The 19199-nt window shown below is 68.0% G+C and carries 17 protein-coding genes and 1 pseudogene; 9 read left to right on the top strand and 9 right to left on the bottom strand.

What is annotated here, in order from left to right; genetic code table 11:
- Positions 1-103 precede the first annotated feature (103 nt).
- Positions 104-451 (bottom strand): hypothetical protein, encoded by a 348-nt coding sequence (locus ABEA43_RS53935; RefSeq protein WP_345574651.1) that lies wholly within the window; start codon positions 449-451, stop codon positions 104-106.
- A 355-nt stretch (positions 452-806) separates the two neighbouring features.
- Here ABEA43_RS53935 and ABEA43_RS53930 point away from each other — a divergent pair, with 355 nt between their 5' ends.
- Entirely contained in the window at positions 807-2345 is a 1539-nt protein-coding gene (locus tag ABEA43_RS53930; RefSeq protein WP_345574649.1) for a glycoside hydrolase family 43 protein, read from the top strand.
- Positions 2346-2784: 439 nt separating this feature from the next.
- On the opposite strand, the gene ABEA43_RS53925 is transcribed toward ABEA43_RS53930, so the two are convergent.
- Together ABEA43_RS53925 and ABEA43_RS53920 are read right to left on the bottom strand one after the other, a co-directional pair.
- Positions 2785-4140 carry an MATE family efflux transporter gene (locus ABEA43_RS53925; protein ID WP_345574647.1) on the bottom strand — a complete coding sequence of 452 codons (1356 nt, stop codon included), beginning with the start codon at positions 4138-4140 and terminating at the stop codon, positions 2785-2787.
- Between the two features lie 858 nt (positions 4141-4998).
- Positions 4999-5577, bottom strand: a complete 579-nt coding sequence (locus tag ABEA43_RS53920; protein ID WP_345574645.1) for a hemerythrin domain-containing protein — start codon at positions 5575-5577, stop codon at positions 4999-5001.
- A 188-nt stretch (positions 5578-5765) separates the two neighbouring features.
- On the opposite strand from ABEA43_RS53920, the gene ABEA43_RS53915 reads away from it, so the two are divergent.
- Positions 5766-6968, top strand: a complete 1203-nt coding sequence (locus ABEA43_RS53915) for a hypothetical protein (RefSeq protein ID WP_345574643.1) — start codon at positions 5766-5768, stop codon at positions 6966-6968.
- A 161-nt stretch (positions 6969-7129) separates the two neighbouring features.
- A complete protein-coding gene (locus tag ABEA43_RS53910; RefSeq protein WP_345574641.1) occupies positions 7130-8590 on the top strand; it encodes an aminotransferase class I/II-fold pyridoxal phosphate-dependent enzyme in 1461 nt (486 codons plus the stop codon).
- Between the two features lie 335 nt (positions 8591-8925).
- Here the strand turns inward: ABEA43_RS53910 and ABEA43_RS53905 are convergent.
- Positions 8926-9092: pseudogene (locus ABEA43_RS53905) on the bottom strand (LLM class flavin-dependent oxidoreductase); the annotation flags it as partial.
- A 176-nt stretch (positions 9093-9268) separates the two neighbouring features.
- On the opposite strand from ABEA43_RS53905, the gene ABEA43_RS53900 reads away from it, so the two are divergent.
- Entirely contained in the window at positions 9269-9568 is a 300-nt protein-coding gene (locus ABEA43_RS53900) for a DUF4193 domain-containing protein (protein ID WP_345574639.1), read from the top strand.
- Between the two features lie 186 nt (positions 9569-9754).
- Positions 9755-10660, top strand: a complete 906-nt coding sequence (locus ABEA43_RS53895) for a SigB/SigF/SigG family RNA polymerase sigma factor (RefSeq protein ID WP_345574637.1) — start codon at positions 9755-9757, stop codon at positions 10658-10660.
- Between the two features lie 7 nt (positions 10661-10667).
- Here the strand turns inward: ABEA43_RS53895 and ABEA43_RS53890 are convergent, their stop codons facing one another.
- Together ABEA43_RS53890 and ABEA43_RS53885 are read right to left on the bottom strand one after the other, a co-directional pair.
- The gene (locus ABEA43_RS53890; RefSeq protein ID WP_345574635.1) at positions 10668-11018 is read right to left on the bottom strand and encodes a hypothetical protein; all 351 of its coding nucleotides are present in this window, start codon (positions 11016-11018) and stop codon (positions 10668-10670) included.
- Between the two features lie 636 nt (positions 11019-11654).
- Positions 11655-11885, bottom strand: coding sequence for a hypothetical protein (locus tag ABEA43_RS53885; RefSeq protein ID WP_345574633.1), 231 nt, complete (start codon positions 11883-11885; stop codon positions 11655-11657).
- A gap of 180 nt (positions 11886-12065) precedes the next feature.
- On the opposite strand from ABEA43_RS53885, the gene ABEA43_RS53880 reads away from it, so the two are divergent.
- Together ABEA43_RS53880 and ABEA43_RS53875 are read left to right on the top strand one after the other, a co-directional pair.
- Positions 12066-12929, top strand: a complete 864-nt coding sequence (locus ABEA43_RS53880) for an SDR family oxidoreductase (RefSeq protein ID WP_345574631.1) — start codon at positions 12066-12068, stop codon at positions 12927-12929.
- 303 nt (positions 12930-13232) lie between these two features.
- Complete coding sequence (locus ABEA43_RS53875; RefSeq protein ID WP_345574629.1) at positions 13233-13838, top strand: flavodoxin family protein; 606 nt, start codon at positions 13233-13235, stop codon at positions 13836-13838.
- Positions 13839-14083: 245 nt separating this feature from the next.
- Here the strand turns inward: ABEA43_RS53875 and ABEA43_RS53870 are convergent, their stop codons facing one another.
- Positions 14084-14293 carry a hypothetical protein gene (locus ABEA43_RS53870; protein WP_345574627.1) on the bottom strand — a complete coding sequence of 70 codons (210 nt, stop codon included), beginning with the start codon at positions 14291-14293 and terminating at the stop codon, positions 14084-14086.
- A 41-nt stretch (positions 14294-14334) separates the two neighbouring features.
- Positions 14335-14556 carry a hypothetical protein gene (locus ABEA43_RS53865; RefSeq protein WP_345574625.1) on the bottom strand — a complete coding sequence of 74 codons (222 nt, stop codon included), beginning with the start codon at positions 14554-14556 and terminating at the stop codon, positions 14335-14337.
- 617 nt (positions 14557-15173) lie between these two features.
- Here ABEA43_RS53865 and ABEA43_RS53860 point away from each other — a divergent pair.
- Complete coding sequence (locus ABEA43_RS53860) at positions 15174-17234, top strand: SpoIIE family protein phosphatase (RefSeq protein ID WP_345574623.1); 2061 nt, start codon at positions 15174-15176, stop codon at positions 17232-17234.
- Between the two features lie 492 nt (positions 17235-17726).
- On the opposite strand, the gene ABEA43_RS53855 is transcribed toward ABEA43_RS53860, so the two are convergent.
- Positions 17727-18128 carry an STAS domain-containing protein gene (locus ABEA43_RS53855; protein WP_345574621.1) on the bottom strand — a complete coding sequence of 134 codons (402 nt, stop codon included), beginning with the start codon at positions 18126-18128 and terminating at the stop codon, positions 17727-17729.
- 638 nt (positions 18129-18766) lie between these two features.
- Between ABEA43_RS53855 and ABEA43_RS53850 the strand changes: the two genes are divergently transcribed.
- Positions 18767-19192, top strand: a complete 426-nt coding sequence (locus ABEA43_RS53850) for an STAS domain-containing protein (protein ID WP_345574619.1) — start codon at positions 18767-18769, stop codon at positions 19190-19192.
- Positions 19193-19199 lie beyond the last annotated feature (7 nt).

Below are 19199 nucleotides of genomic sequence, written 5' to 3'. Positions count from 1 at the left end.
TCACCGAGACCGAGCCAGGATTGTTCGCTCAGCCACGCCCGTAACCCCGCACTACCCGCTTCGACAAGCCCCATCTCACGCAGGGCAAGCGATCAAAGGGACATCAGCTCGCGAACCGCCCTCTGATACGCCAGCCGTCGCTGAAGTGATGGAGGAAGACCGTGTCACCGGCGAGCCGTACCTGGGCGTCCTCGCCCCAGACGCTGACGGCACCGGCCTTGCCGCCCGGTCCGAGCCGCAGCTCCTCCAGCGCGTCGGCGCAGGTCTGACCCGGGTCGGGAAGTTTGTCGGCGGTCTTGCGGGCGAGCATCGCACACGCGCTTTCGTCCTGATGCGCGGCGATGGCCGCATGGAAGCGCTCCGCCGTACGCGCTGGGGAGACCGTGTCCAGCGCGCAACCGGTGACGGCGAACACGGCCAGCACGGCTGCGGCGAAGAGCGGGGATCTCATGCGGTGGCAGCTACCCCTTTGTAGATCGGCCATGCGAGGCCACATCTCCTTGCCCGGCCTTCGCGGCCCGGCGGTTGCCGAGACGGCCATTGCGTTCCTGAGCAGATTGGCAGGCTCTAGACAGGTGGACCTTCCTCCCTGCCCAGGTACCAGCTTCAGCCGTCACGGAGACGAAGTGCGATAGGTCGAGCTGCCGCCGCGGCGTGCCGGAGATGGACCGGTCATCGGGAGACCACAACGGCCAATCCTTCGTCCTAGCACGACGATCAACCACTCAAGCGCAAATGTTGATCATTTGTCAGACACTCCCTAACATCCCGTACCGTCGGCGACCTGACGTTCGGACCGGAGTCAAATGCGTACATATGCCAACCCCGTGATCGGCGGCTTCTTCCCCGACCCCAGTGTCTGCCGGGTCGGCGAGGACTACTACCTGGTGTGCTCCAGCTTCGAGTACTTCCCAGGAGTGCCGATCTTCCACAGCCGGGACCTCATCCACTGGCAGCAGGTCGGCAACGTGCTCGACCGGCCGGAACAGCTGCGCATGCCGCCGGAGATCCGCGCCTCGCACGGCATCTGGGCGCCCACCCTCCGCCATCACGACGGTCGCTTCTACATGATCACCACGCTGTCGGACGGCGGCGGCCACTTCGTCGTGTCCAGTGAACGGCCCGAGGGCCCCTGGTCCGACCCGGTGTGGGTCGACCTGCCCGGTGTCGACCCCGACCTGGCCTGGGACGAGGACGGCACCTGCTGGTGCACTGTCGCCGGCGCCCACGTGGCGCGCATCGACCTGGCGACCGGCAAGGTGCTCGAAGGCCCCCTGCCCGCCTGGCCGGGCACCGGCATGCACGCCCCGGAGGCGCCGCACCTGTACCGGATCGGCGAGTGGTGGTACCTGCTGCTGGCGGAGGGCGGAACGGCGCGCGGCCACTGCGTCACCGTGGCCCGTGCCCGCTCGCCGCGCGGCCCGTACGAGGCCGCGCCCGCCAACCCGATCCTCACCCATCGCAGCACGGACCGGCCCATTCAGAGCACCGGCCACGGCGACCTCGTCCAGGCGGCCGACGGTTCCTGGTGGATGGTGCTGCTCGGCACCCGCCCGCGCGGCGCCACCCCCGCCTTCCACGTGCTCGGCCGCGAGACCTTCCTGATCCCGGTGGAGTGGGCGGACGGCTGGCCCGTCGCCGGCCCCGTCCACGAACGCCAGCCCGCGCCCGCGACCTGGCATCCGCTGCCCGCCCCACCGGCCCGCGACGACTTCGACGGCCCTTCGCTGCGGCCCTGCTGGATTTCCGTGCGAAGCCGTCCCGCCGCGTCCTGGTCGTTGACCGAGCGCCCTGGCTCGTTGACGCTGCACGCCACGGGCGCCACCCTGGACCGGCCCGGCGCCACCTTCGTCGGCCGCCGGCAGCAGCATCTGTCCGCCTGCTTCAGCGCCCGGCTCGATCCCGGCGCCGCTCGTGCCGGCCTCTCACTCCGCATCGATGAGGCGCACCACTACGACCTGGAAGTGGACAACGGACAGGTGAGCGTCATCGCCAGGATCGGGCCGCTGCGCCAGCGGGTGGCGGCTCACGCGGTGCCGGCCGGGCCGCTCACGCTGACGATCGACGTACGCGCCGGATGCGAGCTGCCTCCGCTGCTGACCGGCACGGACCAGCTCACCGGCGAGCCGCTCGGCGTACCCGCCGCGGGACCGGACACCGTCGCCTTCCTCGTGCAAGCGGGGGACGCGCCGCCCGTGCCGCTGGCCGAAATGGACGGCCGTTACGTGTCCACGGAGGTGGCCACGGGCTACACCGGCCGGGTCGCCGGCATGTACGTCACCGAGGGCACCGCGCACTTCGACTGGTTCGACTACACGACCGGCGACGACCTGGACACCGCATGAGATGCGCAGGGAAACCGCGGGCGGCCTCCAACTGCGTGACCGTCGCCACCAGTGTGGCCAGCCGTCGGCTATCGCGGTGCCGCTTGAGCTGGGCGACGTCGGCGCCGCCTTCACGGCCTCAGGCTCCCGAAGCCCTGGCCTCGTGCGAAGTAGCAGTGCGTAGCCGGCCTCCGCCGCTCCGCTTGACGTAAGAGCAGAAGTTGAGCCCCCGGCTTGTGGAAACTCCAAAGCGCGGCAGAGCGTGTCGGACTTATCCCGCCGTGTTCGAGCCGGAAAGGCACTCCGGCATGCGTCCTTATGGCGCGATGTGACTACTTCGTACTCGGCCGGGGCTACGGGAACCCGAGGCCTAGTCGGAGAGAGTCGCCTGGTTGTCGACGGGGCACGCCTGCGGCGGAACACCGCCCCGTGCCCGTCGTCGTCCGGCTCCCGTTGTGCTTCAGCCGGTCGCGACGGCTGCCTGAGCGGCGCTGCCCCTGGCCGACAGTTTTCGTATGTGTCGTACGGCGATGAGCGGCACCGTCACGCCGATCAGGTTGCAGTACGCCACCGCGGCGTAGAAGCCGTCCGCGCTGCCGACAGCGTGTGCCGCCGCCGCGCCGACCGCGACGATCAGGCCGAAGTAGATCGCGTTGAGCACGATGGCCCGGAAGCCGCCGCCGGTCTCCTCCATGACGGTCAGCGAGGTGAGCACGGGTCCCTGGACGGCGTAGGTGAGCGCCACGGCGCCCAGGTAGCTGCCCGCGGCTGCGGCCACCCCGGCGTCGCCGCCTATCAGCCGCGCCAGCGGGTCATGCAGTGACCACACCAGCGCCGCGATCGCCACGTAGGTCGCGACGGTGACCTCGATGCCACCGCGCATCGATTCACGTATGCGCCGCCATTCGCCCGCGCCGCGTTGCTGGTTGATGGTGATCGCTGTGGCGGTACCCAGGACCATGCCCGGCAGCAGCACGACGTTCTGCAGGGTGGAAGCGACCGTGAACCCGGCCACGGCGTTCTCCCCGTAGTTCCCGAGGACGCCGATGACCGCGAGGTTGTACGCGGAGAGCACGAGAAAGGACATGGCGATGGGCACGCCGATGCGGCGCAGGTCGGTGAACACCTCGCGCCGCCAGATCCGGACGGCCGGCGGATGCCACAGCTCGGTGCGGCGCAGCAGTACCAGGCCCATGGTCAGGCCGGTCAGGCCCGCTGTCGCCTCGGCGATGGGCACTGCCGCGATCCCGATGTCGGCACCGAGCCCGAGGCCGGCCACGAGGCCGATCCGCACGATCGCCGTGCAGATGACCACGACGGTGGCCTGTCGCACATACCCATAGCCGCGCAGGCTGGACGCGCACAGCTCCTCACCGACGGCCAGCAGGCTGGCGGCGCTGGTCCAGCGTAGGAAGGAGGCAAACGTGTCCCGCAGCCCGGCGTCCACATGGAGGAGACCGGTCAGGGAGGGAGCCGCGACCGCGAGGACCAGGTACAGGGCCGCGCCGAGCCCGAGCCATACCCTGGCCAGGCTGGCGGCGTTCGACATGACGTCCTGGGGGCGCCCGGCCCCCTTGCTGATCGCGGCGGCGACCTGGTTGCAGACCGCGAAGCCCACACACAGGGCAAGGACGATGAGGCCGACAGGTTGATACAGGGAACGCACATAAATGGCCTCTCCCCCCATACGCCCCAGAATGGCGATAATTCCGAGCTGGGCAGCGAAGTTGAGGGACCCGGCCACAAAAAGAGGAACAGCGAGGCCGGAGATGGTTCGCCACACCCCCCTTCTTCGATGAGCGGCTAAGGGAAACATGCGGACCTCCGGGGACGCAACGGCTCGGGGCGCGAATGGACCTGCGGACGATAGCGACATTCCTCGACAAATGTCCATGCGGGCCTGGCTGGTTCAGGCCGCGGGCTGACCCTTTCCTGGCTCGTCTCGACAACGCCTGGCCCCACCGCTGGAAGGAGCAGGTCAAGATGCAGCGCAGCATCACCGGCGAAGGGCGGGCGGCCTTCGCCACCCACTGCGCAGCACTCCGCAAGATGGTCGAGGGCGTGTAGCTGTTCGAGCCTTTCTCACCGACATTCCGGGCTCATGTCCAGGTCTATCTCGGCGACGATGACCGAAGCGATCCGCGGGCCGATCCCGGGGATCTCATCCAGCCGCTCCAGAATCGGCAGGAGGCACAGTCAGCGCCGCTGCACTCGCACCCGGGAGTGGCCGCGGCCCGGGAGGAGCCGGACGGACCTGAGGACGCGGGTTGTGCCTGAGGGCTCTGGGCGATCAGCTGCTCGATCTGCCGGTTCAGGCCGTCGATCTGGTCCGGCAGCATCCGGGCCAGTTCGGCGTGCCGGTCGTCGAAGCGTCCGGTGAGGGCTTGGATCAGCTTGATCAGAGCGTCTTCCATCGCTATGAACGGCTTCCCTCACGCCTGGCAGGACCGCGGTGAGGCGCCCGGGGCCACGGCCGGAACCGAGCATTCTGACCGGCGTGCCCGCAGCACAGTGCATTGCCTAAGGTCGAGGTCCCGGCCCACGGGTTCGTGATCGCAAGCAGAACACCGACGTCGGCGGGTATCTCGACCACATCTTCACGCCTGCAAGGCGTCATCCGCAGGAGATACGGGGACTAGCCCGGCCCCCAGGATGATCTCGCGCGAGGCCATGGTCAGGGGTTCTTTCCCATGGCCTGACGGATGACGTCGCGGGCCCGATCCATCATCGCGACCGGCGTACCGACCAGGAGGTTCTTGGTGGCGGACTCGGTGCCGGGGTGCGGATGAGTAGGCGCCATCGCCTCGGCGGCCTTAACGCCGGCGGCCATGCCGCGTCGTTCGGCGTCGCTGGTGTGGCCGCGCAGCTGGGTGAACTCGTAGCGCTCCTCGCTGCGGGCGTGCGCCTCCACGGCGGCGCGCAGCATCAGCAGGTTCTGCATGAAGTCGGGGGAGTCGGGACCGGCCTCGTCCATCCGCATGAGCAGGTCCTTGGCCTCGTTCTCCTCAGCGAGGCGGTCCTCGACCACGGCGTCGCCGCCGTCGATCGTGCGGCGGGCGTAGGGGTGGACGATCTCCTCCTCGGCCGTCTCGTGCACGGCGAGCAGCCGCACCAGCCGGGTGAACGCCTCGCCGCGCCGGCCGGCGGGTGCCTGCTCGACCTCGTCGAACAGGTCCCTGATCATGCCGTGCTGGGCCAGCAGCAGGTCGATGACGTCCGTCTCACCCATGGTCTCGGGCGCGGTTCTGGTCATGAGACTCCTCCTTCGGATCCGGGCATGGCCTACCCGGGACGAGCACACGTACGCCCCTGCGAACAGAGCGCCCAAGGTCATTGCCAACTGCGGAAACGCGCTCGGGGGGAGGCAGAGATTAGGCCGGGAAGCCTCGGGTAGGGCGGGCAGGTCGCACGCCGCAGCCGAGCGCGAAGGAGCGCACGCAGATGACTTTCAACCCACTGCGCGAGCGGGGCATCCCTCTGGACAAGCAGCTACGCAACTGGCGGGAGCTGAACGTCACGCCGATCGACCCCGACCACGCCGACCCGTACACGCGCTGCCGCATCATCGCGATGAACGGGATCGAGGTGGAGGCCATCCTGTTCAGCCACCAGCTCGCCCGGCACTGCCCCGACCTGGAGCTCAAGCAGCAGCTCGCGCGGGTGCGCTACATCGAGGCGCAGCAGCAGAAGGTCGTCAACTGGCTGCTGCCCGGACTGGCCTCGGTGCTGGAGACCACCATCGCCTACGAGCAGGTCGCCGTCGACCTGACCGCGTGGGTGGCGCGGATGGAGCCGGACTCCTACCTCAAGCAGGCCTATCAGTTCGGCGTGCTGGAGGACTTCGACCATCTCTACCGGTACGCGAACCTGTACGAGATCATCGAGCACCGCAAGGCCGAGAAGATCGTCGACGGCCTCACCGAGGTCATGCCGGGACGGCCGACGTACCTGCACCACCGCGACCCGATCGACAACGTCCGCGAGCCGTACGACCGCGAGAACACCGCGCCGATCAGCAAGCTGCACGCGCTGACCATCATGGCGGCCGAGCAGCAGACGATGAACTTCTACATGAACGTCGGCCCGACCTACATGGAGCCCATCGCCCGGCAGCTCTACCAGGAGATCGGCCTGATCGAGGAGGAGCACGTCACCCACTACGAGTCGCTCGTCGACCCCGGCGAGAGCTGGTGGGAGATGCTGCTCAACCACGAGTACAACGAGTGCTACCTGTACCACTCCTTCATGGAGACCGAGTCCGACCCCAAGGTGAAGAACATCTGGGAGCTGCACCTCAACATGGAGCTGGAGCACCTGCGGCTGGCCGCCGAGCTGTTCAAGAGGCACGACGGCCGCGACCCCGAGCAGGTGTGCGCCCCCGAGCTGCCCGCGCCCGTCACCTTCGAGCCGAACAAGGCCTACCTGCGCGACCTGATCGCGACCCAGATCGACTACACCACGCTGGGCACCGGATATGTCCAGGAGGCCCACGAACGCTTCGAGAAGATGCAGGAAGCGCTCATGGGTGGCGAGAAGGCCCCGTCCGAGCAGGTCATCGACGACAACCGCACCAAGTCCGGCCACGAGTACCGGCTCCAGACCGAGGGCGAGCACCCCGTCCACAGCCTGGCCCACAACCGCTGACCTCATCGGACGCCCAGCTGGACACCTGACGGGCCACGAAGCCTGGCCCGTCAGGCATGGCTGCTCAGGCACTGTGGCGAGCTGCCGCCCGCATCACCCGCTGCCTCTGTCGCCACATCAGCCGGCTGTTTTCCTCTCCGGACACAGGGCAAGAGCGGGCCATGGATCATTCTCAGGCGCCGATCCTGCAGGCGCTGCAGACCTACCACGACAGCGGGCAGTTGCCCTTCACCCCGCCGGGCCACAAGCAGGCCCGCGGCGTCGATCCGCGGGTCAGCGCGGTGCTGGGCGAAGCGGTGTTCCGCTCCGACGTGCTCTCGGTCGGCGGCCTGGACGACCGGACAAGCTCGGGAGGGTTCCTGCAGCAGGCCGAGCAGCTCATGGCCGACGCCGTGGGCGCCACGCAGACGTTCTTCTCCACCTGCGGCAGCTCCCTGTCCGTCAAGGCGTCGATGCTCTCGGTGGCGGGACCGCACGAGAAACTGCTGATCGGCCGCGACGCCCACAAGTCCGTGATCGCGGGCCTGATCCTGCCAGGGATCTACCCCGTATGGGTGGATCCACAATGGGACGAAGACCTGCACCTGGCGCACCCACCCGCTCCGGAAGCGTTCGCCGCGGCCTTCGCCGAGCACCCCGACGCCAAGGGAGCCCTCGTCGTCACTCCCACGCCCTACGGCACCTGCACCGACCTGGCCGCCCTGGCTCAGGTCTGCCACGAGCACGGCAAGCCGCTGATCGTGGACGAAGCCTGGGGCGCGCATCTGCCCTTCCACCCCGGCCTGCCCACCTGGGCCATGGACGCCGGCGCGGACGTGTGCGTCACCAGCATCCACAAGATGGGCTCCGGTCTGGAGCAGAGCTCGGTCTTCCATCTCCAGGGCGACCTGATCGCGCCGGAACTGCTCAAGGAACGGGCCGATCTGTTCAGCACCACCAGCCCATCGGTGCTGATCTACGCCGCGCTGGACGGCTGGCGGCGCCAGATGGCCGAACACGGTCACGCCATCTACGACGGCACGCTCGCCCTGGCGAAGAGCACACGTGCGCGGATCGAAGAGATCGGCGGCCTGCACGTGCACGGCCGTGACGACTTCTGCGGCCCCGGCCGCGCCCACGACGCCGACCCGCTGCAGCTCATGGTGGACGTCAGCGGACTGGGGACGGGCGGCTACCAGGTGGCCGACTGGCTGCGCGAGCACCACCAGGTCAACGTCGGCCTGGCCGACCACCGCCGCGTCGGCGTCCAGCTCACCCACGCCGACGACGAACACAGCACCAGCCGGCTCGTGCGCGGGCTGCACGACCTCAGCGAGCATGCCGCCGAGCTGCCGCCCGCGCCTCGCCTGCGGATTCCGCCGCCCTCCGAGCTGCGGCTCGAGCAGGCCATGCTGCCCCGGGACGCCTTCTTCGGGCCTGCCGAGCACGTGCCCTGGCACAAGGCCGGCGGGCGGATCACCGCCGAGTTGCTCACCCCGTACCCGCCCGGCATCCCGGCCGCGCTTCCGGGCGAGCGCCTGACCCCGGAGGTGCTGGAGTATCTGCACAACGGACTGGAGGCCGGCATGGTCATCCCGGACGCGGCCGATCCCAGCCTGAAGACCATCCGCGTGGTCGCCTGAATAGTGGCGTCATCTCGGCTTGTGAGTCCATGCGCCCGTCTTGGCGGAACAGTCGCGGCTCATTCGGAGTCGAGATGGCCGGGGTCTGGCCCAGGACCGAGGTGCAAATAGGTCCAGGATCGGCCGGGGACGGTGTAGCCGAGATCGCCGAGTGCACCGGCGATGAGGGGTGACCCGCCCCATGTCGGCGTGGCGACGAAGAAGATCTGCGCGTCCAGCAGACTGCAATGAAACCAAAGCCACCCGTCCCTTCCCCATCAGCGCACGAGAGGAAGGACCTGTTCGGCGTAGAAGTCGAAGAAGGACTCCTGCTCGGGGCCGATCCGGCATACGTAGATCACCGTCCACACGAACGGGCTCTGCCCCTGCGCGTCCGTCCAGGGATGATAATGATCAGAGATCCACAGCCCCTCGAATCCCGCCGCTCCGCCAGCTTGGCCTGGCGAACCAGCTCAGTCGGGCCGTGCTCCTCACATGCGAGGAAATATCCGAACCGGGCCATCATCTCTCCTTCCTCGGATTTCTGCGGCCATTACCCTCGACCATGGATTTCAATTCCGCGCGGGCAGGTTCGTTGTGCGCTGCGGCGGGTACCGATGGAGATCGCGCGGAGCGTCAGGACGCTCCCAGGCGCCGCAAGAGCGGCGGCGTGCAGATGACGGTACTGAGATGGGCATCATGGCGACCGACTACGACACCGCACGCAAGACAGACGACGACCTGAGGGAGGACAGCATCCAGGAATTGCAGGCACGGCGCGGCGACGAAGGGTCCGGTGGCATCGACATCGACGAGACCGACCTGGCCGAGTCGCTTGAACTGCCTGGTGCCGACCTGTCGGACGAAGAGCTGTCCCTGCGGGTGATCCCTCCTCAATCCGACGAGTTCACCTGCTCGCGTTGCTTCCTGGTACACCACCGTAGCCAGATGGCCGTCGAGGGCGACGGCGAGCAGGTCTGCCGGGAGTGCGCCGCCTGACGCGAAAGACTGCCCGAAGGTGGTCTCACTGTCACCCGCGGGTGAGGAGTAGGCCGGTAAGAGGCGGGCAGCGCCAAGCGAAAGAGGTCCAGCAGAGGGCTTTCGTCTCGCTGGCTACGAGGCGCGCCCTTGTTGCCTCGTTCTCCTGCACAGGGCGCGCCATCGCACGTGGAAGCAGGGCACAGTGTGAGCGGCGAATACGCCACGATCGCGGACATGACCGCCGAAGAACTTCTCGTGGACATGGTCCGGACAGATATCCCCGAGCAGCGTCGGACACGGCTGCGCGAGCGCCTGGTGGAGATGCACCAACCGGTGGCGGTCGAGATCGCCCGCCGCTACCGCAATCGCGGCGAGCCGATGGATGACCTGCTCCAGGCCGCCTACCTCGGCCTGGTCAAGGCCATCAACGGTTTCGACGCCGAGCTCGGGCACGACTTCCGCGGCTATGCCGTCGTCACCATGACCGGCGAGGTCAAACGCCATTTCCGTGACCGCACCTGGGCCATCCGGGTGCCTCGCGTCTACCAGGAACGGCGCTCGGAGCTCAACCGGCTCACCAGCGAGCTCACCCACATCCTGGGCCGCTCGCCCACAGTCGCCGAACTGGCGGCCGAGATGCGGCTGCCAGAGGACGAGGTGCTGATGAGCCTGGACGCCTCGGCCGCCTACAGCGCCTTGTCTCTGGACGCCCCGGTCGGCGGTGACGACGGCGATGCCCCGTGCCTCGGCGACCTCATCGCGGACTACGACGAGTCACTGAACGTACTGATCGACGCCCAGGCCGTCAAACCTCTCATCGAGGCCCTCCCGTCCCGTGAGAAGCACATTCTGCTGCTGCGCTTCCACGGCAACCTGACCCAGGCCGAGATCGCCGCCGAGTTCGGCATCTCGCAGATGCATGTCTCCCGGATTCTCCGGGCCGTGCTGCATCAGTTGCGCGAGCGCCTCAACGCTCCCGCCGGCCGAGGGGGCCAAGCCGCGGGCACGCCGCTGCCGTACCAGCGCCGGATCACCCGTCGAACCCGACACCGCACCGGTTCCCGCCCGGCTACCCCACGCCGCCTGAGCCCGAGCCCGGATACACGTTGAGTTGTAGCTACGGCACAGCAGGAGTCAGCCGGATACGGAGGGTATGGTCATCTCCTGGTTGTCGCTGCACCGACATGCCGGCACGAGACAGCACCGTCCTGTAGGCGGCGACCTCGGCTGCGGCGGCCGGACCCGGATCAGTACATGTCACCAAGAAGACGCCATCGCGCGCGTCCATGACGATGAAGCCTTCGGGGCCGTCCATGTCGGTGTGCCGGGCTCTGCGCAGCAGCGCGCGGATCCGCTCGGCGTCGCGGTCGCTCTCTGTCCACAGCGGTCGGCCGCCGGCTCCGACTCCGTACGTGGGCCCGTCGTCCTGCATCGGAGTTCCCGGATGTTCACCCTTGAAATGCCGCACCTCCTGGCCAACAGCCTGAGCCCCGCCCTCGCTCCGAGGCGAGGAGCCGTCTCGCCGGATCATTTTCACCGCTGGCACCTCCCATAGATCGACGCGAGCGCTGCGAGCCACCGGCATCAGATGTGCACGCCGAGCGGATCAGTCGGTGGTCAGGGTGTCGAGCAGGTCGCCGACGGTCGTGTCGGGCAATGCTCTGGCCACCTCGGTGAGTGCGACGATCCCGACAAGCGTGTGGCCGTCGATGACCGGAAGGCGGCGAACCTCGGTGTCGGCATGTCGTCGGGAACTTTCGTCACAACCTCTCTCCCATCGTTGCGCGCGTGAGCGCTGGCGTTGCCCGACGTTGTACGGGCGCGGGTTGAACCCCAGGACGCGGACAGGCTGGATCGCGACAGACAGCGCAGGTACCTGACCGGTCCGACAGCCACCCGCGAACAGCAGCGGTACGTCGCCTGCTTCAGGCCCTCAGGTCAGTGAGCGTCTCGTCACGTGAACCCGGGTTGCGCGACCGGTGCGATCCGGTAGCGCCGAGCGGCAGCGGTTGGCACCCGACGGGTGTCTTTCAGACTGCTTTGCCACGAGATGCCGCCCGGCGCTCAGCGGACCGCGTACGGGCGCGTCTCTCGCCCGGGAGAACTAGCTGCTGAGGCGCTTCTTGAGAAGTTCCTTCGCCTGCTCGGCTCCCTTGCGGCTTTCTCCCTGTGCGCGCCTGAAGAAGTCCGCGAGTTCGCGGTCTCCTCCGCGCTCGGCGTCTTGGGTGTAAGTCTCCAGACGCAGGACGTTGCTCAAGCACGTCTCGGTGAACCAGAGGAGGTTGTAGTCCTTGTCCTTGGTTCCGGTGACCTGGCCTGTCTCTTCGGCCGACATGAGTCCTCCTGGTTGTCAGGTGGGTGTCGCCTACCCGCACAGCCCCGCTACTACCCCGCCTGCTCGGCGGAACGCCGTCGCGTTCGCAAGCTCCCCGCGTATGTGGCCGTCTCCCCGCTGATCGCGCGGCGTACGCACACCAGGCGTTAGCTGAGCGGGAACGCGGGCAGGCCCGGGGTCATGCCACAGGAATCCGACAGCACGCCGCCCGCACAGAACCAGCCCTATCCAGGCCACACAGGGCAAATGGCGCCCGAGCCGCGAGACGAGATGCGCGCCTACACCGGCACCGGCCTGCTGAAGGATAGGCGGGCGTTGATCACCGGCGGCGACTCGGGGATCGGCCGCGCGGTGGCCGTCGCCTTCGCCAAGGAGGGGGCCGATGTCGCGATCGCCTACCTGACGGAGCACGAGGACGCCGGCCACACCAGGAAGCTGGTGGAGGCGACTGGGCGGCGCTGCGTGCTGCTGCCCGGCGACCTGGCCGAGCGCGCGCACTGTGAGTCGGTGATCGAGCAGGCGGTGACCGAGCTGGGCGGGCTCGACATCGTGGTCAACAATGTGGCCTACCAGGCGCCGGTCGACTCGCTGGAGGAGCTGACCGAGGAGCAGTGGCAGCACACCTTCGACGTCAACATCCACAGCTACTTCCGCATCACCAAGGCGGCGCTGCCGCACCTGGGCGAGGGCTCGGCGATCGTCAACACCTCCTCGATCAACGGGCTGCGCGGCAACAAGACGCTCATCGACTACGCCTCGACCAAGGGCGCGATCAACGCCTTCACCTACTCGATGGCGCAGAACCTGGTCGAGCGGGGCATCCGCGTCAACGCCGTCGCGCCGGGCCCGGTCTGGACTCCGCTGATCCCCGCGACGATGCCGGAGGAGAAGGTCGAGAAGTTCGGCGAGCAGGTGCCGATGAAGCGGGCCGCCGATCCCGACGAGATCGCGCCCTCCTACGTCTTCTTCGCGGCCGAGCGGCTGTCGTCGTACTACACGGGCGAGATCCTGGCCCCGATCGGCGGCGAGACCCTGCCCGGCTGAGACGACTCCGACGCGGCACCTGCTTCCACAGGCTGCACGACCACAACACCCAGGCAGCGCTCTCGCCCTATCCGCTGCTTCTAAATGCAGCGCCAGACCGTACGCACCCACCCCCGGAATCGGGGCGAAGAGCCCCTTTATGCCGCGCGACGTGTGGAAGATCTACACCAACGCCTCCGGACTGTCTGCCGACTGGGAAATGCCGGCTCAGGCAAGCCCAGGCCATGAAGGGCTCAACGCGTAACCTGCCTTGGCCAGGGGTAGAGGCGGCTGATCGTGTTCGATCGAAGCGGAGGTCACCCTATGCGAGCCGTCGTCGTCAACTGCACCTTGAAGGGGGCTCCGGAGCCGTCGAACACCGATGCGCTGGCCGAGGTGGTGGCGGGCGACTTGCGCGCACGAGGGGTGGAGGTTCAGACCTTCAGAGCGGTCGACGAGAACATCGCGCCCGGCGTCGCGACCGACATGGGGGAGGGCGATGGGTGGCCGCGAATCCACGACGCCCTCATGGCGTCCGAAATCCTGATCGTGGCCACGCCGACCTGGGTGGGTCGTCCCTCCTCGCTCGCGCAGCGGGTGATCGAGCGGATGGACGCCATGCTGTCGGAGACCGATGACAACGGCCGCCCGGTGGCTTACAACCGGGTGGCCGGAGTCGTGGTAACCGGAAACGAGGACGGCGCCCATCATGTGATCAGCGAGATCGCCGGCGCTCTCGGTGACATCGGCTACACGGTGCCCGGGCAGGCGTGGACGTACTGGCACCTCGGTCCCGGCGCGGGGCCGAACTATCTGGACACCGAGCAGGGACGCGAGTGGTCGCACAAAACCGGCCGCGCCATGGCCTCGAATTTGTACGCGGTCGCCGAAGCTCTTTCTGCCAGGCCTGTTCCGGCTCCGCCTGAGTGAACGCCAGATGATGAGCGACGAAGCAGGTAAGGGGGACCGGGGCATACCTGGACCCGGGCCCATGGTAGCGGCCACCCGGAACCTGGCGGCTTCCTGCGCCGGCACGAGGGTCCCGGTCATCCTCGTGGACAACGGCTCCACCGACGGGACCCCGGCGTTCGTCCGGCGGGCGTGCCCGCCGAGCACCGCCCCCGACCGACCTGTGAGGCCGCCCGGATGGACGGTGCAGGCGGGTGGCTCTGCGCTCAGCGGGCGCCGAGGCAGCCGGCGACGGGAGTATCGGCGAGGAACCCCGGAGCTGTCGGATCGACGGCGGCCGTGGCGTTGATGGCATGGGTGGTGAGGCATTCGGCGATGGCGTTCGGATTGACGTTGGCGTTCGCCGCGGGCGCGGCGGAGTAGAGACCGGCGACCGCCAGGGTGGCGACGGCGAGCAGGCGCGCGCTGTGATGCATGGGGCTCTCCCTAAACGAGTGGTTGAATTGCGCCCGGATGATTACCTGTGAGCCGTTTGCACCCATTGACCGTCGTAGCAGGTGTAATAGTTTGTTCCGCTCCAATCCCAGTCGCCTTGCCCGTGCTGGTAGTAGGTGCGGTTGGCCCAGCTCCAGTAGCAGCCCTGCTCGGCGTGGGCGGTGCCGGTGAAGCTTGGTGCGAAGGCGGCCAGGGCCGCGCCGACGGCCAGGGCGGCGGCGAGTTTGCGGGTGTGTCGTGCCAATGTGTACCTCCTTGACGAGGTTGTCGGATGCCCCAGTGCGAGGCGTCCCGTGCTTCATAGATTTCCCGGCTCTCCCGCCTGGAGCAACTTAGAGTAATATCTATATTACTTACAGTAATTATTTTCTCATTATGGTGCGGCGATTTGAATTAAAAGGGAAGAATGTCGCTTTGCGGGGTAATGCTGATAAGCCGTGCATTCAACTCCCGTAAGTTCGCGTTTGGATTGGTGACGTTCTGCGTTCCGCGGCGGATCACAGCGGTCCGCCCGCCGTCAGCCCGAGTTTGTTGAGCGATCCGAACGGCTGGCGAGCCGCGACGACGGCACCAAGATCTCCACCTCTTTGGAGCGCTGCCCCGTGTAGCGGCACCAGCCAGCCGAACACCCTGACCACCGGCAGATACAGAAGTCGAAACAACACAAGAGTCAAGTGAGCTGGAGGTCCGCTTCGGGCGCGCATGTCCGGCCACGGCAGCGCGGGCGGGCAGCGAGCCGGCAGGACGCGCCGCACGACTCGGTCCGCGGTCCGGTGGGCGCCGCTGGGGGAGACGTCGCGTTCGCGATCTGCTGTCCATGGGTAGGGCTGAGGAAGCTTGTGATCCTCGGGGGAGGTCACGATGGAGGTCGCAGATCGCGGAGGCAGCGGGCTTTCGCTCGAGATGCTGGACCCGGCGCCGGTGGGGGTGGCGGTGACGCAGGGGCCGGATCACCGGCTGATCTACAGCAATGCCGTGTACCGGTTCACGCTCAGCGATCCGCGGGGTGGGATGTCGGTTGAAGAGGCGTTCGCCGCCTTCGTGCTGCCGCACTACCGTCCGCGCTTCGACCGGGTGTACGCCACGGGTGAGCCGGACGTCGGCACCGCCGAGCCGGCGGTGCCGATACCCGGCAGCCGGGAACCGGGGGAGCGGTCCTTCACCTTCAGTCTGTCGCGGGTCGCCTTCAGCCGCGGCGAGCACGGCGTGCTCGTGGTGGTGATGGACGTGACCGAGCAGACCACCGCCGCGTATCGGGTGACGGCCCTCGCCGAGGAGCGCCGTCGCATCCTGCGACGCTACGAGAGCCTGATGCGCGTCAGCGCGGACATCTTCTGGGTGACCAGCAGGGACGGCTTCGTGTCCGAGCCGAGCCCAAGCTGGGCGCGGGTGACCGGGCAGCCGTGGGAGGGATACCGCGGGCAGGGCTGGTTGCGGATGGTCCACCCCGACGACCGCGCAGCCACAGTGAGGTCATGGGCACGGGCGGTCAGCAGAGTCGCCGAGATGTGGGAGCACGTCTACCGGTTGCACACCAGCGACGGCGGTTACCGGCACTTCCAGCTCCGCGCGGTGCCGATCTGCGAGAACGATCAGGTGGTGGAGTGGGTCGGCACCTGCACCGACATCGAGCAGCTATGGCAGGAGCAGCGGCGCCAGGGCCTGCTCGACCGCGCGGCCAGAGCCACGGCCCAGCTGCGCAGCCTGGAGGAGATGCTCGGCGCGTTGGCCGACGTCATCGTGCCGGAGCTCGCCGACGGCTGCGGCGTCTACCTCGTCACCGACCTGACCGGCGAACGGCATGGCGGCGCCCCGTTCGTCATCGAACGGCTGGCCACCGCCGCACGTCCCGGCGTGAAGCGGCTGCCCCCCTACAGCGAGGAGCAGCTTCCCGCCGGCAACGCGTTCGTCAAAGCCGTACGGAGCCGGCGGCCTCTGCTGATGACGTTCCCCGCCGGCTCGCCGCCGCCGCAGGCCGCCCCCGCGGGCACACTGCCGTGGCTGGTGGCGAACGACGCCAACAGTGTGCTGATCCTCCCGGTTGTGGTCGACGGGTCGGTTCCCGCCGTGGTCTGCGTGGTGGCGTGTGGCGATCGCCCGGTGATCAGCCGCGACGACATCAGCATGCTGAGCCGCATGTTCGACCATGCGCATGACGCCTTGAGCAGGGCCATCCGCTTCCAGCGCTCGCAGCAGATCTCGCTCGCCCTGCAGTACAGCCTGCTCGCCGAGCCGCCACACCTGTCCGAGCTGCGGATCGTCGCCCGCTACCGGGCCAGCCCGTCCGCGGCGGAGGTGGGCGGCGACTGGTACGACTCCTTCGTCCTGCCCGACGGGGTCACCGCGCTGGTGATCGGCGACGTGTCCGGCCACGATCTGAACGCCGCCGTCGCGATGAGCCAACTGCGGAACATGCTGCGCGCGCTGGCGATGGACCGTTGCGAACCGCCAGGCGAAATCCTCACCCGGCTGAACGTCGCGATGGAGTCGCTGTCGGACGACGTCACCGCCACGTGCGTGTACTCCCGCGTGGAGGAGCTCGACGGCCATTATCGGCTGTGGTACGCGTCGGCGGGGCATCCGCCGCCGCTGCTGGTCTCGCCCGAGGGCGGGGCCCGTTTCCTTGAGGGCGGCGTCAGCCCGCTGCTCGGCTTCCCCCATACCGGGCCGCGCGTCTCGCAGGCGGAGCCGCTGCCGCCGGGCAGCACACTCCTGCTGTACACCGACGGTCTCGTCGAACGACCGGGCGAACATCTCGACCTCGGCCTGGAGCGGCTGCGCCGCCTGGCGGAGTCGGTCGCCGATGAGCCGGTGGACAGGTTCTGCGACTCGGTGGTCAGCGGGCTACCGACGAGCGGGCTGGACGACATCGCCGTGATAGCGCTCCGCCTGCCGCCGGCGTCCACCTCCGGCGGCCGCTGAGGAGCTCACAAGAGCGGGTTGGCCGCGCACAAACGATGAACCGGAACTGTCAGGCTGACGCACTCCCTTGCGCGGCGCGAACATGTTCATATCGTGTGACACGGCTTTCACCGTGGCGCTCGGTCGCCCGGCTGGTACGGGGACAAGCTGGAGTACATGCCCGTCCACCGGGTCGCAGGCCGGGAGCAGGCGCCTGCCGAGCGCGGTGTGCCCGTGGTGCCGGCAACAGCTCGTCACGCAGGTCGCGACCGATGACATGACCCGCGTGACACATCTGTTCGAACGCCTGCCCTCACGCGCCGGCCCGCGAACGATCCCGCCCCGTCTCGGCTTGGCCCGACGTTTCCGTGCTTGCCTCACCGATCTTGCGATGCGTCTCCTCCATCCGCAACGCGATCCCCATGGCGAAGAACGTGGCGCCCACTCGACGACGAAATTCCCCCAGCGATCGGCCCGCTCGATCGACACACCCCGAAGACTCAGCGCTTGGTGTCATTCGGCGAGGGCCGCTTCAGCGGCAGCCACACTGGGATACAACTCGAAGGCGGCGGTCAGACCGGTGCGCGTCAAAAGCTGGGTGAGACTGGCGGGGGCGTCGGCCAGCGCCAGCTGGCCGCCGCCGGCTCGTAGGCTCTGGCAGACGGTGACCAGCGTGCTGAGGCCGGAGGAGTCACAGAAGGTCAGCCGTGCGGCGTCCATGATGAGGTGGGGCGGGCTGGGCACGGCCGTGAGCCGAAGGAGCGTCCTGGTCAGCTGTGCCGCCGAGGTGTGGTCCAACGGGCCTGACAGGATCACCAGGAGGGTTGGCCGCGCGTGCGGCAGGCGCTGGACATGGACCTCCAGCTGTGGCGGGTCCTCGATCTTGCCGTCCGGATGCTGACAATCGTCTGGCACGCAGTTCTCCTGCCCGGGCCGCCTCCTACGATGCCTCGGCGGCCTGTATGGAAGTGGCAAAACGATGGGGATGCCGGCTGAGCCGCTGATGACGCTCCCGAGCGAGGTCAGTACGGAGATTTGGAGGCCGCTGATGGACAGCACAGAGCGATCTCCGCGGACCTGCGCTTTGTCAAGGCACGCTGGTCCTCGTGGGGCTGCACGTCGCACTCGCCGATAGCCGACGTTTTTTAAGCAATCGCCAGGGATATCGATGAGGTCCCCCCTGCAGGTGGTTCCGGGATCTTTGATAGACACGCGTCCATGAACCCGCTCACCTCTGGACTCAGGGCACGGTGATCGGTTTTACGGTGGTGCCACAGCCCACGGCTCGGACGTTCCCAGGATGCTGTCGGCGACCATCAAGCCGCTGACAGAGCCAGCGACCTCCGTGTTCGTGGCCTCGACTTCCCATGCCGACTTGGTTCTAGTTCCCCAGCAGAGAAGCCGGCAGGCCGTCACCTCCTGGAGGAAGCGGGACGCCAAACCTTTCTGGCCACAGCCATGGGCGTTCCATCCCGTGGGATTGGGGTACGCGACTGGCGGGTGGCGTGCCGGCGGGGGCCATCCCACCCGTTGCTTGCCGTCAAAGGAGCCCGATGTCACCGCTTCATCTGCATCATGAGCATCACGCCGGGGCAACCGTGATCACGCTGGCCGGAGAGATTGACCTGGCCAGCGCCCCTGCTTTGCGCCAGTTCATCGCTGATGTCCGCCAGAGGCCTGCTGATCAGCTGATTTTCGACATGGCCAACGTCAGTTTCGTCGACAGCAGCGGGCTGCGCGTGCTGCTGGACGCCTTCGCCGTTGCCCAGCAGCACGGCGGCGGCGTCCACCTGACCGCGCTGGCCGGCGCGCCGGCCCGTCTGATCGAGACCACTCAGCTCGGTGAACATTTGCGCCTGCACACCTCGACCGCGATCGCGCTGGCGGCCATTTTGACGGCGCCCGATCTGCCCGCCTCAGGGGACATCTCCACCGCCGAGATCTACCCTGAACAGAGTCCTGCCCAGTCAGTACGATGACCGTGTG

The organism is Nonomuraea rosea (assembly GCF_039539705.1).
In the GTDB taxonomy this organism is placed as follows: domain Bacteria; phylum Actinomycetota; class Actinomycetes; order Streptosporangiales; family Streptosporangiaceae; genus Nonomuraea; species Nonomuraea rosea.
The sequence above is the reverse complement of the archived record's forward strand: the minus strand, read 5'-3'. Positions and strand labels throughout refer to the sequence as shown.

Coding starts and splice junctions, on each gene's coding strand:
- ABEA43_RS53935 (WP_345574651.1), bottom strand. CDS start 451: ATGAGATCCCCGCTCTTCGCCGCAGCCGTGCTGGCCGTGTTCGCCGTC.
- ABEA43_RS53930 (WP_345574649.1), top strand. CDS start 807: ATGCGTACATATGCCAACCCCGTGATCGGCGGCTTCTTCCCCGACCCC.
- ABEA43_RS53925 (WP_345574647.1), bottom strand. CDS start 4,140: ATGTTTCCCTTAGCCGCTCATCGAAGAAGGGGGGTGTGGCGAACCATC.
- ABEA43_RS53920 (WP_345574645.1), bottom strand. CDS start 5,577: ATGACCAGAACCGCGCCCGAGACCATGGGTGAGACGGACGTCATCGAC.
- ABEA43_RS53915 (WP_345574643.1), top strand. CDS start 5,766: ATGACTTTCAACCCACTGCGCGAGCGGGGCATCCCTCTGGACAAGCAG.
- ABEA43_RS53910 (WP_345574641.1), top strand. CDS start 7,130: ATGGATCATTCTCAGGCGCCGATCCTGCAGGCGCTGCAGACCTACCAC.
- ABEA43_RS53900 (WP_345574639.1), top strand. CDS start 9,269: ATGGCGACCGACTACGACACCGCACGCAAGACAGACGACGACCTGAGG.
- ABEA43_RS53885 (WP_345574633.1), bottom strand. CDS start 11,885: ATGTCGGCCGAAGAGACAGGCCAGGTCACCGGAACCAAGGACAAGGAC.
- ABEA43_RS53880 (WP_345574631.1), top strand. CDS start 12,066: ATGCCACAGGAATCCGACAGCACGCCGCCCGCACAGAACCAGCCCTAT.
- ABEA43_RS53875 (WP_345574629.1), top strand. CDS start 13,233: ATGCGAGCCGTCGTCGTCAACTGCACCTTGAAGGGGGCTCCGGAGCCG.
- ABEA43_RS53870 (WP_345574627.1), bottom strand. CDS start 14,293: ATGCATCACAGCGCGCGCCTGCTCGCCGTCGCCACCCTGGCGGTCGCC.
- ABEA43_RS53860 (WP_345574623.1), top strand. CDS start 15,174: ATGGAGGTCGCAGATCGCGGAGGCAGCGGGCTTTCGCTCGAGATGCTG.
- ABEA43_RS53850 (WP_345574619.1), top strand. CDS start 18,767: ATGTCACCGCTTCATCTGCATCATGAGCATCACGCCGGGGCAACCGTG.